Source organism: Enterococcus sp. DIV0358, assembly GCF_051713465.1.
Lineage (GTDB): Bacteria > Bacillota > Bacilli > Lactobacillales > Enterococcaceae > Enterococcus > Enterococcus faecalis.
This window is the reverse complement of record NZ_JBIOPX010000001.1, coordinates 464,680-480,864: the sequence shown is the minus strand read 5'-3', so window position 1 is coordinate 480,864 and position 16,185 is coordinate 464,680. Positions and strand designations below refer to the sequence as shown.

The 16,185-nt window shown below is 37.2% G+C and carries 15 protein-coding genes; 1 reads left to right on the top strand and 14 read right to left on the bottom strand.

The window, feature by feature from the left end:
- Positions 1-158: 158 nt before the first annotated feature.
- The 7 genes from IGK70_RS02415 to ptcA form a co-directional block, all read right to left on the bottom strand.
- Positions 159-803 carry a deoxynucleoside kinase gene (locus IGK70_RS02415; protein WP_002355594.1) on the bottom strand — a complete coding sequence of 215 codons (645 nt, stop codon included), beginning with the start codon at positions 801-803 and terminating at the stop codon, positions 159-161.
- Between the two features lie 8 nt (positions 804-811).
- On the bottom strand, positions 812-1,510 hold the full coding sequence (gene pnuC / locus IGK70_RS02410; protein ID WP_002355593.1) for a nicotinamide riboside transporter PnuC: 699 nt from the start codon (positions 1,508-1,510) through the stop codon (positions 812-814).
- Positions 1,511-2,057: 547 nt separating this feature from the next.
- Positions 2,058-3,644 carry an amidase family protein gene (locus tag IGK70_RS02405; RefSeq protein WP_104855770.1) on the bottom strand — a complete coding sequence of 529 codons (1,587 nt, stop codon included), beginning with the start codon at positions 3,642-3,644 and terminating at the stop codon, positions 2,058-2,060.
- Positions 3,645-3,840: 196 nt separating this feature from the next.
- The gene (gene arcC / locus IGK70_RS02400) at positions 3,841-4,770 is read right to left on the bottom strand and encodes a carbamate kinase (RefSeq protein WP_002363186.1); all 930 of its coding nucleotides are present in this window, start codon (positions 4,768-4,770) and stop codon (positions 3,841-3,843) included.
- Positions 4,771-4,781: 11 nt separating this feature from the next.
- Positions 4,782-5,879, bottom strand: a complete 1,098-nt coding sequence (gene aguA, locus IGK70_RS02395; protein ID WP_104855771.1) for an agmatine deiminase — start codon at positions 5,877-5,879, stop codon at positions 4,782-4,784.
- Complete coding sequence (locus tag IGK70_RS02390) at positions 5,872-7,248, bottom strand: APC family permease (protein ID WP_220421684.1); 1,377 nt, start codon at positions 7,246-7,248, stop codon at positions 5,872-5,874. The genes aguA and IGK70_RS02390 overlap by 8 nt, the downstream gene beginning before the upstream one ends.
- Before the next feature lie 66 nt (positions 7,249-7,314).
- On the bottom strand, positions 7,315-8,334 hold the full coding sequence (gene ptcA, locus IGK70_RS02385) for a putrescine carbamoyltransferase (RefSeq protein WP_002355587.1): 1,020 nt from the start codon (positions 8,332-8,334) through the stop codon (positions 7,315-7,317).
- A 398-nt stretch (positions 8,335-8,732) separates the two neighbouring features.
- On the opposite strand from ptcA, the gene IGK70_RS02380 reads away from it, so the two are divergent.
- Positions 8,733-9,578: a helix-turn-helix domain-containing protein gene (locus IGK70_RS02380; RefSeq protein WP_104855786.1), complete on the top strand. Its 846-nt coding sequence runs from the start codon at positions 8,733-8,735 to the stop codon at positions 9,576-9,578.
- 42 nt (positions 9,579-9,620) lie between these two features.
- On the opposite strand, the gene IGK70_RS02375 is transcribed toward IGK70_RS02380, so the two are convergent.
- The 7 genes from IGK70_RS02375 to gatC all read right to left on the bottom strand — a co-directional run bounded on the left by IGK70_RS02375 (position 9,621) and on the right by gatC (position 16,091).
- The gene (locus IGK70_RS02375) at positions 9,621-9,938 is read right to left on the bottom strand and encodes a thioredoxin family protein (RefSeq protein ID WP_002355583.1); all 318 of its coding nucleotides are present in this window, start codon (positions 9,936-9,938) and stop codon (positions 9,621-9,623) included.
- A gap of 139 nt (positions 9,939-10,077) precedes the next feature.
- Entirely contained in the window at positions 10,078-10,206 is a 129-nt protein-coding gene (locus IGK70_RS02370; protein ID WP_002355577.1) for a hypothetical protein, read from the bottom strand.
- Positions 10,207-11,580: a 23S rRNA (uracil(1939)-C(5))-methyltransferase RlmD gene (rlmD, locus tag IGK70_RS02365; RefSeq protein ID WP_002355574.1), complete on the bottom strand. Its 1,374-nt coding sequence runs from the start codon at positions 11,578-11,580 to the stop codon at positions 10,207-10,209.
- A 199-nt stretch (positions 11,581-11,779) separates the two neighbouring features.
- Positions 11,780-12,868, bottom strand: coding sequence for a diacylglycerol kinase (locus tag IGK70_RS02360; protein ID WP_002355572.1), 1,089 nt, complete (start codon positions 12,866-12,868; stop codon positions 11,780-11,782).
- An 18-nt stretch (positions 12,869-12,886) separates the two neighbouring features.
- Complete coding sequence (gatB, locus tag IGK70_RS02355) at positions 12,887-14,317, bottom strand: Asp-tRNA(Asn)/Glu-tRNA(Gln) amidotransferase subunit GatB (protein WP_002358703.1); 1,431 nt, start codon at positions 14,315-14,317, stop codon at positions 12,887-12,889.
- A complete protein-coding gene (gene gatA / locus IGK70_RS02350) occupies positions 14,317-15,786 on the bottom strand; it encodes an Asp-tRNA(Asn)/Glu-tRNA(Gln) amidotransferase subunit GatA (protein WP_104855773.1) in 1,470 nt (489 codons plus the stop codon). The genes gatB and gatA overlap by 1 nt, the downstream gene beginning before the upstream one ends.
- Entirely contained in the window at positions 15,786-16,091 is a 306-nt protein-coding gene (gene gatC / locus IGK70_RS02345) for an Asp-tRNA(Asn)/Glu-tRNA(Gln) amidotransferase subunit GatC (protein WP_002355569.1), read from the bottom strand. The genes gatA and gatC overlap by 1 nt, the downstream gene beginning before the upstream one ends.
- Between the last annotated feature and the right edge of the window lie 94 nt (positions 16,092-16,185).

Sequence of the window (16,185 nt, the reverse complement as noted above, 5' to 3'; positions counted from 1 at the left end):
TAAACTGTCGGTGGATAGATTATCCGATTTTAACTTAGGGGAAGGTTAAAATCCGATTCTATAATTTAGCACTACACTCCTTTATTTAGTAGCAACTTTAGCCTATCTATCCACATTTTAAGTCAAAAAGAAGCAAGTCCGGACTTGCTTCTTTTTATTTATCTTTCTAATTCTTCAATTTTCTTCTCAATTAACGCCAAGACATATTGACACGCTTCAGGATCTTCGACAAAATCATATTTATCGCCATCAATTTGAATTTTAGGACTTTCATCATAGTCTTCGTACCATTGATCATAACGCTCGTTCAACATTTGATAGTAATCATACAACGTTGGATCTGTCTCAATTTGTTCATAAGGACGGCCACGTTTTTTGATGCGTTCTAACATTTTGGGAAATGAAATACGAATGTGAACTAACAAATCAGGTCTTTTTTTATGCGCAGCATAAGGCAATTCTTGGAGCATGTTTTGTAATAAGTCATCGTACACTTTGACCTCTGTTTCGTTTGCACGACCTAAATCTGCATTTAAATGAAAAAGTAATGAATCTTCATAAATCGAGCGATCCAATACATTATTTTCATGCGTTAATGCTTGTTTAATACTATCAAAACGTTTATTTAAAAAATAAATTTGTAATAAAAATGCGTACTTTTCCGGTTCCGCATAAAATAAAGGTAATACCTCATTATCATCAACTGATTCGTAAAAGGCTTCTGAACCTAAACGGTTTGCAATTAAAGCTGTTAAACTAGATTTACCAGCGCCAATCGTACCTGCTAAAACAATCACTGCCATCGAACTCCCTACCTATTTTTTTCCATTTTATTTTTTATCTTCAACCAATTAAACATACCAAAAATTGAGTTAAAAGTATACATACAATACATAACAAATATCGCATAATCACCACCAGCGTGCGTTCCAGCTCGGAACCATAACAAAATTGAAAAAATATTTCCTAGTAACCAAAACACGAATTGCGATTGATAACGTTTAATCATCAATAACATCCCTGTCGCTGAAACACTGAACGTGATTGCATCTAATGTTTGTTGCGCATCATTTACAAAACCTAACAAAATATATGCAGCTACGCCAATGAGCAGCCACGTGAAAAAGGCATACAACCACTGAATACCTTTTAAAACTTTTACTTCGGTTACTTGACCCGAGCCATCCTCGCTAGCCCGAAGCCAAGCATAAAGCCCTGTAATGTCCATAATAATATAGAAGCTTTGTAAAAGAACTTCGGCATATACCCGTGTCACTAACCCAAAATAGCCAATAATCACTGCACTGATTAACCCAAAAATGTAATTGCTGACTTTTCCTTGGGCAATTAAATTCACACAAATGATGCCGGCTAAACCACCTACTAACGTAATCCAATTCGATGGATTGATAGCAAATGCAATCAACTGTACCCCCACCATCAAAGCTAAAAACAAGTAACTTCTCGTTTCCCAACCTTTAAAATCATTCACCAAAAAATTCTTATTCACGACAAATTTCCGACCTTCCTAAAACCAAACTTTTCTCTGTTGACGTCTCAATAAGAGTACTCCGTTTTAAAAAACAAGTCAATCAGATTTCGGAATAAAAAGAAGATTTTAATACTATATATTGATTAAAAAAATAAAAAGACACTACATATAGTTATTTTGTAAGCTTTCTGATATCCTTTATTGCCACAATATTTTCTTCATCTTGTTTTAATCTTCTATGTAGTCATGGATTTGTTTCCATCTAATAATTCCTACAGCAGAACCCTTTACGACGGTAGCGCTCCAAATTAATGTTGCGAAAGCGGAAGCAACCGCACATATTTATGCTTCAAACACAGCCATTGTTCACTCTTTTTATTGAAATGCTTAAAAATTGACGGCCTTATTTCTCGAATCTGGCCACTTATTACATGAAAACATTCGCCTAAAAAAGTAAAAAAAACGACTCACCTAAATAATCGACCTACAAACAATTTCCTTTCATTTGTAGGTCGATTATCTTTATTAGGTTTGATATGGATGTTTCGGTATCCCTAGTTTCCCTTTACTGCTCATCTCTATTTATTTTTTTACTGTTTGCCAACAGCTCGTTATCTGAAAGCACTATCCGTCCTTTGGTACTTTGTTCAAAGCTGTAAGCTTGCTCAAATAACGTTTGCTCTTTATTGGCAGTTTGTGTAAAAGTCAGCCCATAAGGTTGTCCTTCACTGTTTTTCGCCAAAGGAACAGTCAATTCAGGATATCCTGCCACGGCACTTAAACCCGTACCTTCAGAATCAATAAAAGCATATCCGTCTAATTGTTGTTTTTTTAGCAACGCATCAAACGTTTGCTGTGCTTTTTTAATGGTTGCTTGAATGACTTCTTTATCTGGTTGTTTCTTTTTAACATCTGCTTCTAATAAATCTTGCCCATACTTGGCACGAACCTTTTTATCTTGTTGATTATACGCAATTAGTTCCTCCAGTGTTTTAAATGGTAAGTCATAACGTTTCGCAAATTCTTCCAATGCAAACTTAAATTCATTGGAAATAACTGCCCCGCCATCAATCCCTTCCATGTCTGGCGTTACCGGAATCACTTCTGCTCCAGCTTTTTGGAGGGCCTTTTTAGCAGTCGCAAATTCTTCTTCAGCACTTGGCATTTCTAGCAACCCAATGCGTTGACCTTGTAAGTTATTTTTAGTAAATTTCGTTGAATCAATGCTCGGAACCGTGTCTTTCTTAAACGCATTATAGCCTTGTGCAGCATCAACGACACTTCGGGCAATCGGGCCAACTGTATCTAATGATGGTGCCAATGGTAAAACACCTTCGCCACTTACTGAACTGTGGGTCGGTTTAAAACCAACCACTGATTGATGAGAAGCGGGGGAAACAATCGATCCCATCGTCTCAGTGCCTAAAGAGAAGGCGCCGATATTCATCGTCACACTAGCCGCACTCCCAGAACTTGAACCTGAAGGTGTTATTTTGAGTGGCCCATAAGGATTAAGTGTTTGTCCATGTTTGGAACTATAGCCACTTGGTGCTTTCATTGACATATAATTCGCTAGTTCAGATAAGTTTACTTTTCCTAAAATCAAAGCTTGCGCCTCTGTTAACTTCTTAACTACTTCCGCATCTTCCTTAGGCTTGAACGTGCGTAAGGCATAAGCTCCTGCACTCGAAATCATGTTGGTCGTATTTATATTTTCTTTCAAAGTCACAGGAATACCATACAAAGGCTTCTTCGGTGTTTGAGAGGCTTGTTGGTCAAATGCCTTTGCTTCCTTAATTGCTTGCGGATTGATTTCAGAGATGCTGTTCATGCCATTATCTATTTGATCGAACTGTAAAATACGGTCCAAATAAAACGCCGTAAGTTCTTCATAGGTCAATGCTCCGTTGGCAATCGCTTGCTGTAATTCAGTGATATTTTTTTCAATAATCAACGGTGCTTTGGTCCGAGCTTTTTGTACATCCGTTTCTTTTAATTGGTCTTCAATCGTTTTAACGATTCTCTCTTGATTGTACATTGCTGGGGTTTCTGCCTCAGGAGTGAACTTTTTGAGTATAAACCAATACGCTGCAGCGCCTATTATGACTAACAAAACAGCAATTATTCCGATTACTTTTAAAAATTTAGACATTTTTATCCTCCTATACCATTTAAAGATTATCTTACTATGTTTATTTTTGCATGACAACTAACAGTTTTGTTCGTTAAAAAAACAAAATAGAGAGTAGGACATCCGTCAAAACGACCGATGTCCTACTCTCTAACGATTAAGATAGCCCGCTAAATGCGTTTGTTTTAGACTTTTGTGAAAGTTAAATACTGAGAATTTATTGTGTAATTCGTGTACCACTTTCTCCTTTGATTGCTTCCGAAGCTAATTCTAAAAGCCCGATAATCGCCTGGCGGTTTGGTTTACTTTCTGCAAAACTGATGGCCGCTTCCACCTTAGGTAACATACTACCTGGCGCAAATTGATTTTCTTCTATATATTGTTGCATTGCCGTAACCGTAACATCGGTCAAAGCTTGTTGATTTGCTTGACCAAAGTTAACAAAAACATGTTCCACTGCAGTTAATACCACAAAAACATCTGCTTCAATGAGTTCAGCCATTTTTGCTGCCGCAAAGTCTTTATCAATGACTGCATCTACACCATGATAGACTGGACCATCATAGGCAATAGGAACCCCGCCACCACCACAAGCAATTACGATTTGTCCTGCATCAACAAGTGTTCGCAAGCTAACTTTTTCGTAAATATCAATTGGTTTTGGTGAAGGAACTACCCGTCGCCAGCCTCGACCCGCATCTTCTTGATAGACGTTCCCAGTTTCCGCCATCAACTGTTTGGCTGTTTCTTCGTCATAATAACCACCAATTGGTTTTGTTGGTTTTGTAAACGCTGGGTCTTTTGGATCCACCACGACTTGTGTAATTAACGTAACAACTGGTTGTTCCCCTAAATTTCTGGCTACTAGTTCTTCATCAATTGCTTGTTGTAAATGATAGCCAATATAGCCTTGGCTCATTGCTGTGCATTCAGGAAACGGCACGACATCTTCTGGAGATTGACTCGTTTCCTCAAAAGCTAAGCGAATTTTGCCAACTTGTGGCCCGTTGCCATGAGCAATCACCACTTGATGGCCTTGTTCAATTAAATCAACAATGGATTTTGCAGCGGTTTGTGCTTTTGCCAATTGTTCTTTCGAAGAATTTCCTAACGCATTTCCACCTAATGCAATCACTATTTTTGACATCTGTTTCCCTCCTAGCGCTTTGGTTCTTGTTGTGTGATACAGTGAATATTGCCGCCCCCATAAACAACTTCTACCGTATTAACGCCGACAATTTTTTTATCTGGGAACATCGTTTGAACTTGCTCTAAAGCCAAACGATCATTTTCATCACCATACTGTGGCACAATCACACCATCATTTGTAATTAAAAAGTTCATATAGGATGCGATACAAATATCGCCGTCTTCTCGTGGCATGGTTCCTTCCACGAAATCAATTTTGAAGGAGCCTTGAATGGTTACATTTTTGACAGGACAGCATAATTTGTGGACTTTTAATTGGCGTCCTTTAGCATCAGTCATTTTAAGCAAACGTTGATACGCATCTTGTGCCGCTTCATAAAATGGGCTATTTTGATCTTCGGTGTAAATACAAGCCACTTCACCAGGTGCAATAAAACAAGCTACATCATCCACGTGACCATTGGTTTCTTCTGGGTCAATTCCATCACCTAGCCAAAGAACTTTTTCAACATTTAAATAGTCGCATAATTTTTGTTCAATTGCTTCTTTTGAAAGTTGTGGATTTCGACCTTCACTTAATAAGCACATTTCTGTAGTCAAGACTGTTCCTTGTCCATCTACGTGGAATGAACCGCCTTCTAAAACAAAATCATCTGTTCGATAAGAATCTACATGCTCAATTTCACAAATTTTTTGTGCAACCAAATCGTCTTGGTCCCAAGGGAAATATAAACCATCTACTAATCCCCCCCAAGCATTGAATGTCCAATCCACACCACGGATTTCTCCATGGTCGTTAATGACAAATGATGGTCCACAATCACGGACCCAGGCATCATTGTTTGACATTTCGTAAACCGTAATTTCTTGCGGCAATTGGCGACGGCAATTTTGAAATTGTTGTTGAGAAACCACCACATTCATCGGTGTAAACTGACTAATTGCTTTGGCCACATTAGTAAAAGCTTCTTGGACAGGTTTACCACCATCACGCCAATTATCCGGTCTTTCTGGCCAAATCATCCAAACTTTCTCTTGTGGTTCAAATTCTCCTGGCATTCTAAAGCCATCTTGTTTAGGGGTACTTCCTACAATTCGTTTAGCCATTTTCTTTCGTTCCCTTCTTAATTTTTTTCACGTAAATAATTACTTCACCAAACAGAATAAAAATGATTACCCCAATTGTAATTGGTAATTTTTCATTTAATGCTGCGGGACTAAAATCTAAAGGTACTGCTGTGAAAATCAGTGAAATAATAATCATAATCATTGGTAAAACCACTAAAACTTTTAAAAATCCTGGTTTTCCGTTAACTTTAAACGGACGTGGTGTATCGGGATCAATTTTTCTAAGCTTATAAAAAGCTGGGAAAACTGGGATATACGATAACAAGAATAGGACGACATTCAAGGAGAAAAAGGCCCAGAATAAATCTTGATTAGGTAAAATTGGTGCTAATACAATGACCACCGATGCCACAATGCCATTCATCAAAGCAGCCCCAATTGGCATGTCATTTTTCTTACTACGTTTTTCAAAAAATTTAGGCATGTCACCATTTTCAGCAGCATAACAAGCTGTATTATTGACTCCTAATGACCAAGAAATCATGTTGCCGAACAACGTAAGAAGGAAGAGGAAAGCCATCAACATAATGAACCAACCTTCTGTCGATCCTGTCAATAGTTTAAAGCTATCCATCATACCACTGCCGGTACTAATTTGATCGGTGGGAATCGCTACCCCAATTCCAAAGGCTGAAAAAATATAAATGGCCGCAATGACTAACCCCGCTGCTATAATAGCTTGTGGAATCTGCTTCTTAGGATTTTCCATATCATCTGCAAACGTACAGATGACTTCAAACCCTAACAAATTAAAAATGATTACAGAAATAAAAGATAAACTCCTTAAGTCAAACGTTGGTAGCATCGATTTCAAGGTAAATTCATTGGCAACACCTTTCGTCAAGGCTACATACAATCCTAACCCACCAATTAAGACCGCTAAAACCATCTTGATTACCGCAGCTCCATTTAGAATCCAGATACTGTCGCTAACTGGATAAAAACTAATCCAAACCACAATCCAAGTAAAAATTAATTCAACAATAATCATCATCGGTGTTGAAAACTTAATACCTGTAATTGTCGTTAACAGTTCTGGCGTCATAACGGCTAATGAAGCTAGCCACAATGGATAATTAATCCAATAATACCAAGAAACTCTGGCACCCCAACGATGACCATATGCTTTGGTCACCCAATCATAGATGCCCCCTTCACCAATATAAGTTGTTCCTAATTCTGATGAAATTAACCCATATGGCAATAGGAATGCAATTAATAAGAAAATCCACCAAAAAAACTGAGAATTACCAATTGCAGCAACAGGCGCCGCTGCTTCAGCAACGAAAACCACACAGATCACTGATAAAATGGCACTCGTTAAACTAAATTTCTTTTTCCCCTCCATGAAGACTCTTCCTCTCTTTATAAACTGTCCACTGATTCATTTTTTCAATCAGTGGACAGTTGGCCGTTAAATGCTTTGAGTGTCTAAGAAAACTTCTAGTTCTTTTTTCGCTTCTGCTTGCTTGATTAAATCATAAGGATTTTTTGCTTCATAATCATTCATAAGATATACTAATAAGCCACGAATAGATGTTAAACGGTTTTCTGCTTCATCGAAACAAATAGAATTTTTACCGTCAATCACTTCATCAGTTACTTCTTCTCCACGTGTTGCTGGTAAACAGTGCATGAATTTACAATTGGCACCTGCCCGATCCATCATTTCTTGATTCACTTGATATTTTGGATAGAAAACCTTCATACGTTCTTCTTCAGATAATTCCGCTTCGTACAAGCCATACCAAACATCCGTGTACAAGAAATCAGCGCCTTCAACAGAACTTGCATCATCTGTGACCAAAAAGCTACCGCCTGAAACTTCACAATTTTTTGCTAATTTCGCTTGATGCTCTTCATTTAATTGGAAGCCTTCTGGACCGAAGTGAACAAAATTCATGCCCATTTTTGTTGTGATTAATCCTAAAGAAAAACAAACTTGTGTCGCATCTCCGACAAAGACAACTTTACAATCTTCTAATTTTTTGCCTTCTGGTAAATGCTCAACCATGGTACACAAATCACCTAATTCTTGGGTTGGATGATTGTAATCAGACATACCGTTAATGACTGGGATAGTAGCACAATTAGCTAAATCAACAATACTATGGTGACGTTCCACACGAGCCATCAAAATATCTACTAAACGTGACAATACGCGGCTGGTATCTTCAATCGTTTCATGTCCCCCTAATTGAATTTGACCAGGTGCTAAATATTCGCCATGTCCACCTAATTGTTCCATTGCAGTTTCAAAAGATACTCGTGTTCGAGTTGAAGATTGTTGGAAAATCATTCCTAAAGATTTGTTTTTTAACAGTTGCGGATAATACCCATTTTTAATCGCTTCTTTAATTTTTAATGATAAATCGACTAAGTAGTGCATTTCCTCTTTCGTATATGTTTCTGTTGTAACGTAATCTCTTTTCATGATGTGTTCCTCCTAAAAGTTGTTTTTGTTTACACATTGACTTTACCAAGTTTAGCGAAGAGTTTACTATCCGCCAAAAGTTAGAAAACGCTTTCTTTTTTGGCGTGATTTTTCATTAAAAAAAGTTTATTTATGGTTATAAACCGTTGGTACACCAGGGGTTTATAAAAGTTTAGGCGGATTTCTCTCTAATTTCTGACCAATCATAGATTTGAAAATGGTATAATTATTTTGAAAAATCATTCACTTAAAATAAAAGATGAAAGGGGTTTCCAATCGTGACATTTGTTTTTATTTATAACATCTTGTTGATTATTTTATATTCGTTTACTTCAACCTTCACCTTAAATCTTTACTTGAAAAATAAACAACCGATTTTTTTATTGCTTCTCTTTTTAATGGTTATTTTTATTTGTGACAATGTGATTGTTTATATGACTGAGTTCATTAATTCGTTTGCAACCGAATATAATCAGATCTTTATGACCGCACCTTTTTTAAAGACCATCATTTTTATTTGTTGTAATTTTGCCTATCTGGCTATTATCAATACTATTAGTGGTCGTCCTTTTAAAAATTATCAATTTGTCTGGTTATTTTTAATTGGTTTATGGATGCTAGCTATTCCATTTTCACAAAATTCCGCCTTAAAAGTTTGGTTGTACTATTTACCCAATCAGTTATTTTTAATTTACCTTGGTTTCTATGCGCTCTATCAATTACGAACAGATCCTTTATCAGCCCTTGCGAAAAAATATCTTCGTTTTATTGGTTGGCTAAGCATTGGTTTCGGTGTGGCGATTCTTCTGGAAGATACCTTCGTTATTTTTAACATTGACCAATATTCTGATATTGTCTTTAAAATTAACAACCGAAACGTTTCTGAAGATATTTATACAATCATTCTCTCCATCGCCATTATCTACTTCTGTAATCGTGATTTTCCTCTGTCGACTCTTGAAAAAGAAGCTACTAAATTGGAAGAAAATCAATCAGATGAACCCGTACTTTTGGCGCCTTTTTGTGATGCCTATCAATTAACGCAGCGAGAACGAGAAGTGCTTTCGTTACTTTTAGAGTGCAAAACAAATCAAGATATAGCCAACGAACTATTCCTATCAATCGGGACAGTAAAAACACATATCCACAATATTTTCGTTAAATTAGAAGTAAACAAAAGAGCAGAAGTTTTTGTCAGTTATCAACTTTTTTCTCAACAACAAACTGAACATTTAGCGAGATAATCAAAAAGGAAGCCTCTCCGTGATCGGTGGCTTCCTTTTTGATTAACTATTTTCTTGTACTTGTCGAACTCGCTTTTCAATTTCTTGAAAGTTAATAATTTTAGCTTGGCGATGAATTTCTTTTCCTTCATAGTATAAGATAATGGTCGGTGCAGAAAAAGCATTTAATTGTCCAATTATTTCTGGACTTTTATCAGCTTCTGCAATGTATGTAGGAAATTCATATTTTGTTGCAATTTTTTCGACAATCGGTTTATCAACTGTACAAACACTACAATTTTTTGCTGTCAAAAAGACGGCTTGTAGACGATTGTCTGTAATTTTTTCTTCTAATTCTTCTAATGTTGTTACATATTCCACTGAATAGCCCTCCTTGTCTTTTGTCTAAAATAACAGATTTACTAGCAAAATAACAACTTATTTGTTTGGCTAGGAATGCTTTAACAAAAAAGTTGCCCCCCATTTCATTAATGGGAGACAACTTTTTACTGATAACCGCTTATTTATTAAAAATTTTAGGCCCTTTGCGCATGTTTTTACGATCATTTTTGGGAGTTTCCATTTTTTTAGAACGGCCACCACCTTGTTTCTTTTTAATTAATTCTAACATTTTTTCTTTTTCATTCATTTAATCCACCGCCTTTGTTAATAACGTGACAGATTCAATGTGGGTCGTTTGTGGGAAATTATCCACTGGTTGAATTTCTTTTGCTTCATAGCCGCCTTCTGTTAATAATGCAATGTCGCGAGCGAGTGTGGCTGGATTACAGCTGACATAAACAATTCGTTCAGGTTGCGTTTCAATTAATGTGTTTACTAATTGACCGTCTAACCCTTTCCGTGGTGGATCCACCACCACAACATCTGGTTGCAAGCCATTTTCAACTAATTTTGGCAATAATTCTTCTGCTAAACCAGCCGTGAAAGTGGCATTCTCAATGTTGTTTAATTTAGCATTATTTTCTGCATCTTTGACCGCTTCTTCAATTACTTCAATACCGTAAACTTGCTTTGCATCTTGGGCTAAAGTTAAGCCAATCGTCCCAATCCCACAATAGGCATCCACCACAATTTCATTGCCTGTTAAAGCCGCATACTCTTTAACTTTTTGATACATCACTTCTGTTTGTTGTGGATTTACTTGATAAAATGAACGCGCGGAAATTTCAAATTTCAAATCAAAAATAGTATCTGTAATTTTTTCAGACCCATGTAATAAGATGGTTTCATCGCCAAAAATGACATTGGTTCGTTTTGGATTTACATTTTGTACAATGCTGACTACTTCCGGAATAGCTTCCAAAATATCTGGCACAATTTTACTAATTGGGAATAATTTCGGTGTTCTCGTAATTAGAACAACCATCATCTCCCCAGTATGGTAGCCACGACGAACGACAATATGGCGTAAGTTACCTGTATTATCAGATTCGTTATAAGGTTTTACGCTATATTTACGCATAATGTCACGGATTTTAACAATTGCTGCATCAATTTCTGGGTCTTGAATATAGAAATGTTCCATCGGAATTAAATCATGGCTATTTTTCCGGAAAAAACCTGTTTGTAGTTGGTTGTCAATTTTACGCACGGGAATTTGTGCTTTGTTCCGATAATGCCACGGATCATTCATCCCAATTGTTGGTAAAACAGGGACTTCTGGTAATTTAGCAACACGTTGCATAACATTTTCGACTTGTTGTGTTTTAAATGATAGTTGGGCGCCGTACGCTAAATGTTGCAACGGACTGATCCCGACTTTTGTAAAGTTTTCATCTTTCACGGGAACACGCTGTTCACTGCTTTTTAGGACAGTCAATACTTTCCCATAACCAAAACTTTTGCCTGTTTTTAAGACTTTGATTTCAAGTTTTTCACCTGGTAAGGCATTTTCAATAAACAATGGATAATGGTCCACTTTTGCCACGCCTAAACCTTCATGCGTCAAGTCAATGATTTCTACTTCAATGACGTCATTTTTCTTTACTGGATAATTTTTCATAAGTCGCTCCTTCTTTTTATACACTTCACTCATTCTAATGAAAATCCCTAAGAAAAGCAACAACGAATTTTCATGGCGATTTAGCAATTCCGTTTGAGCTTTTTAGGTAAATAAAAGAATGAGACCCTTTCCCTTAGTCAAAAAATAGCCAATGAAAGATCTTATCAACTAAATCTTTCATTAGCTATTCACGGACTACCTAGTGCTTTTCTTTTTCGGCAATCTTTCCATCGCCATCAATATCTTCGTCTGTTAGTCGTTCAACTTCTTTGACAAATTCTTTGCTGGCTTCGTTATATGCTTCTTCCTCTTCGTCTTCTGACTCTACGACAATCTCATCGCTACCAGTTAAGACAGAACCCATAATTGCATTGGACGGCAGTGCATCACCATTTGCAAAAATTTCAATGTGTTGATGCATATTTTTAAAGGTCATTGGAGCATCGCCTCCATATTCACCATCTAAATTAATCATCATTTTATTGTTCTTTTCTAACGTTTCTGCATGTAAATAGCTGGTCTTTGTATAGATTAGTCGATGATCTTCAACATGCTTTCCACCATTTAACATTAACGCAACTAAATGAAGAATCTCAAAAATATTGGCTGTTTTTACAATGATTAATGAAAACTTACCATCATCTAATTTAGCATCTGGTACGATTTGCTCGAAGCCACCCACCGAGTTAGTCAGCCCTAGGAAAAACATTGATGCGTTGCCTTCGTATACACCTTCATCATATGTCATGCGCATTTTAATCGGCTTCACTCGCGGCAACATTTCGGCTCCTTTGGCTAAGTACGCTAAGTAACCAAAAATACTTTTCAACTCTGATGGAACTTCATAAGTCAGTTCCGTTAAATGACCACCCGCCGCAATATTGATAAAGTAATTTTTGCCGGCTTGGCCAATATCCATTTTGACAGTTTGATTTTTTTTAATCACTTCTGCTGCCTTAACGATATTATCACGAGGAATCTTCAAGGCCCGTGCATAGTCATTCGTCGTTCCAGCGGGAATAATGGCCATTTTAGGGCGCCGCTTCAACGGAGCAATCCCATTCACGACTTCATTAATGGTCCCATCTCCACCTGCTGCTACTAGTAAATCAAATCCTGCACGCGCAGCACGATGTGCTTCATTGCGTGCTGAATTTTCTTCTGGTGTGGTCGCAAATGCACTGGCTTCATAACCACATTCTTCTAAAATAGATAAAATATCGGCTAAGTTCTTTTTGATTAACTCTTTTCCTGACGTTGGATTATAAATCACTCTAGCTTTTTTCATGGTTTGCCTGCTACTTTCTTATCGTTTTGAAAGCTCTTCTTGCAATAACTTGTTAACCACACCTGGGTTTGCTTGTCCACGAGTTGCTTTCATAATTTGTCCAACAAGGAAACCAACTGCACGGTCTTTGCCGTTTTTAAAGTCATCAATTGATTGTTGGTTGTTGTCTAATACTTCGTTAATCATTGGTAATAATTGCGCTGGATCAGATAATTGAACAAGGCCTTTTGCTTCGACAACTTCTTTAGCATCTCCACCGTTTTCAATTAACTCTTTGAACACTTTCTTCGCAATTTTCGAACTGATTGTGCCATCGTTAATCAAAGTAATCATACCCGCTAGATTTTCTGGTGTTAGTTTAGTATCGGCTAATTCAACTTTTTCACTGTTTAAGTAAGCAGAAACTTCGCCCATTAACCAGTTTGATGCTTGTTTCGCATCTGCACCGTTTGCTAAAGTTGCTTCAAAGAAATCTGACATTTCTTTCGTTAAAGTCAAGACCATTGCGTCGTATTCAGGTAAACCTAATTCACTGATATAACGGGCACGACGTGAGGCTGGCATTTCTGGCAAACTAGCGCGAACTTTTTCAATCCATTCATCATCAATTGAAAAACGAGGAACATCTGGCTCTGGGAAGTAACGATAGTCACTTGAGCCTTCTTTAACACGCATAAGCAACGTTGTACTAGTTGCTTCATCAAAGCGGCGTGTTTCTTGTTGAATTTCGCCACCAGATAATAGGACTTTGGCTTGGCGTTTTTCTTCATAAGCTAAACCTTTTTTTACAAAGTTCATAGAGTTCAAGTTCTTTAATTCCGCTTTAGTACCAAATTCTTCTTGACCATACGGACGTAAAGAAATATTGGCATCACAACGCATAGAACCTTCTTCCATTTTCACATCAGAAACTTCTGTAAATTGGATAATTGAACGCAACGCTTCTAAATAAGCATACGCTTCTTCTGGTGAACGCATGTCTGCTTCAGAAACGATTTCAATTAAAGGCGTGCCTTGACGATTCAAGTCTACATAAGAATAGCCATCTGTGCCGTGAATATTTTTCCCAGCATCTTCTTCTAAATGCACACGTTCAATGCGAATTTTTTTCTTTTTGCCTTCGACTTCAATTTCAATCCAACCATCATGTCCGATTGGTTGATCAAATTGAGAAATTTGATACGCTTTAGGATTATCTGGGTAAAAATAGTTTTTACGGTCAAAATGTGTTTCTTTTGAAATTTCACAGTTCAAAGCAAGAGCTGCTTTCATCCCAAATTCTAAAGCACCTTTATTCATCACAGGTAAAACACCTGGGTAACTCCAGTCAACTACATTTGTGTTGCTATTTGGTTCTGCTCCGAAATGCGCTGGCGCAGAGGAGAAAATTTTAGAGTTGGTTTTTAATTCTACGTGGACTTCTAATCCAATGACAGTTTCAAAGTTCATTAATCGTTCCCCCCTAAAATGACTGGTTTTTTCGTATGGAAATCTGTCGCTTGTTCAAAGGCGTACGCTGCTTTGTACATTGTATGTTCGTCAAAATGTTTCCCGATAATTTGTAAACCAACTGGCAAGCCTTCTGAGAATCCTGCTGGAATTGACATACCTGGTAACCCAGCTAAGTTGACAGGAACTGTTAAAATATCATACATATACATCGTGATTGGATCATTGATATTTTCACCCAAACCAAAAGCAACCGTTGGTGTGGAAGGACCAATAATTAAGTCATAATCCGCAAAGACGTTATCAAAGTCTTGTTTGATTAATGTGCGGACTTGTCCTGCTTTTTTGAAGTGCGCATCATAATAACCAGCACTTAAAGAGAATGTTCCTAACATAATCCGACGTTTGACTTCAGTACCAAAGCCTTCAGAACGCGAATTAACATAGACGTCTTCTAGATTTTGGACATTTTCGGAACGGTAACCATAACGAATGCCATCAAAGCGTTGTAAGTTTGAACTTGCTTCTGAAGAGGCAATAATATAATAAGCGGCAATCCCATATTTAGAATGTGGCAAGCTAACTTCTTCTACTGTTGCGCCTAAAGCTTTAAACGTTTCTGCAGCTTTTAATATCGCTTCGCGAACATCCGATTGTACCCCTTCACCTAAGTATTCTTTTGGCAAAGCAATTTTCATGCCTTTGATGTCGCCAGTTAAATCTGACGTAAAATCAGGAACAGAAACGCCTGCAGAAGTGCCGTCTTTTTCGTCATAACCACTAATTGCATTTAAAGCTAAGGCATTGTCTTTAACATTTCGTGTCAATGGACCAATTTGGTCTAAACTTGAAGCAAAAGCAATCAAACCAAAACGAGACACACGTCCATAAGTTGGTTTTAAGCCCACAATACCGTTAAAAGCTGCTGGTTGACGGATACTACCACCTGTATCAGTTCCTAGAGAAACTGGTACTTGACCAGCTGCAACAGCTGAAGCTGAACCACCTGAAGAACCACCAGGGACTTTCGTTTGATCCCAAGCATTTTTTGTTTTCTTGAAGTAAGACGTTTCCGTACTTCCGCCCATGGCAAATTCATCCATGTTCAATTTTCCGACTGGAATCATATCTGCTTGATAGACTTTATCCATCACGGTCGCATCATAAATTGGGTCAAAATTGTGTAACATTTTTGAGCCAGCTGTTGTTAAAATATCTTTTGTGACAATGTTGTCTTTAATCCCAATTGGAATTCCTGCTAAAGGATTACTTTCAGTGATGCCTTTTAAGTCAATCGCTTTGGCTAATGCCATTGCTTTTTCTTCACTAACTGTGATAAAAGAACCTAGTTGTTCTTCTGTATCTTGAATACGATTTAATGTTTCTTCGGTTAAATCAACTGCAGTGATTTCTTTTGAGACCAATAAATCATGTAACTCTGTTAACGATTTGTCGTATAATTTTTCCATTAGGCTCCTGCCTCCCCGTTATCCATAATTGCAGGCACTTTAATGTAACCATTCTCTGATTCTGGAACATTCCGCATTAATTCTTTACGGTCCATTCCTGGTGTCGCTACGTCTTCACGCATAACATTGATTGATTCATTCACATTTGAAGTAAAAGGAACCCCGGTTGTATCTACTTCTTCTAGTAATTCCACCATATCAATAATTTTATCTAGTTGATTGGTAAAGTCCGCTAATTCTTCTTCGGAGAAAGATAATTTTGATAATTTAGCGACATGTTTGACTTGTTCTTCTGTAATTGCCATAGATACCCTTCTTTCTATCATTTACTGAAATTTTCATTTTCAGATTAATCAATTGGATTGTATTTCTTTAAACAGCTTAGCACAGCTGTTCACT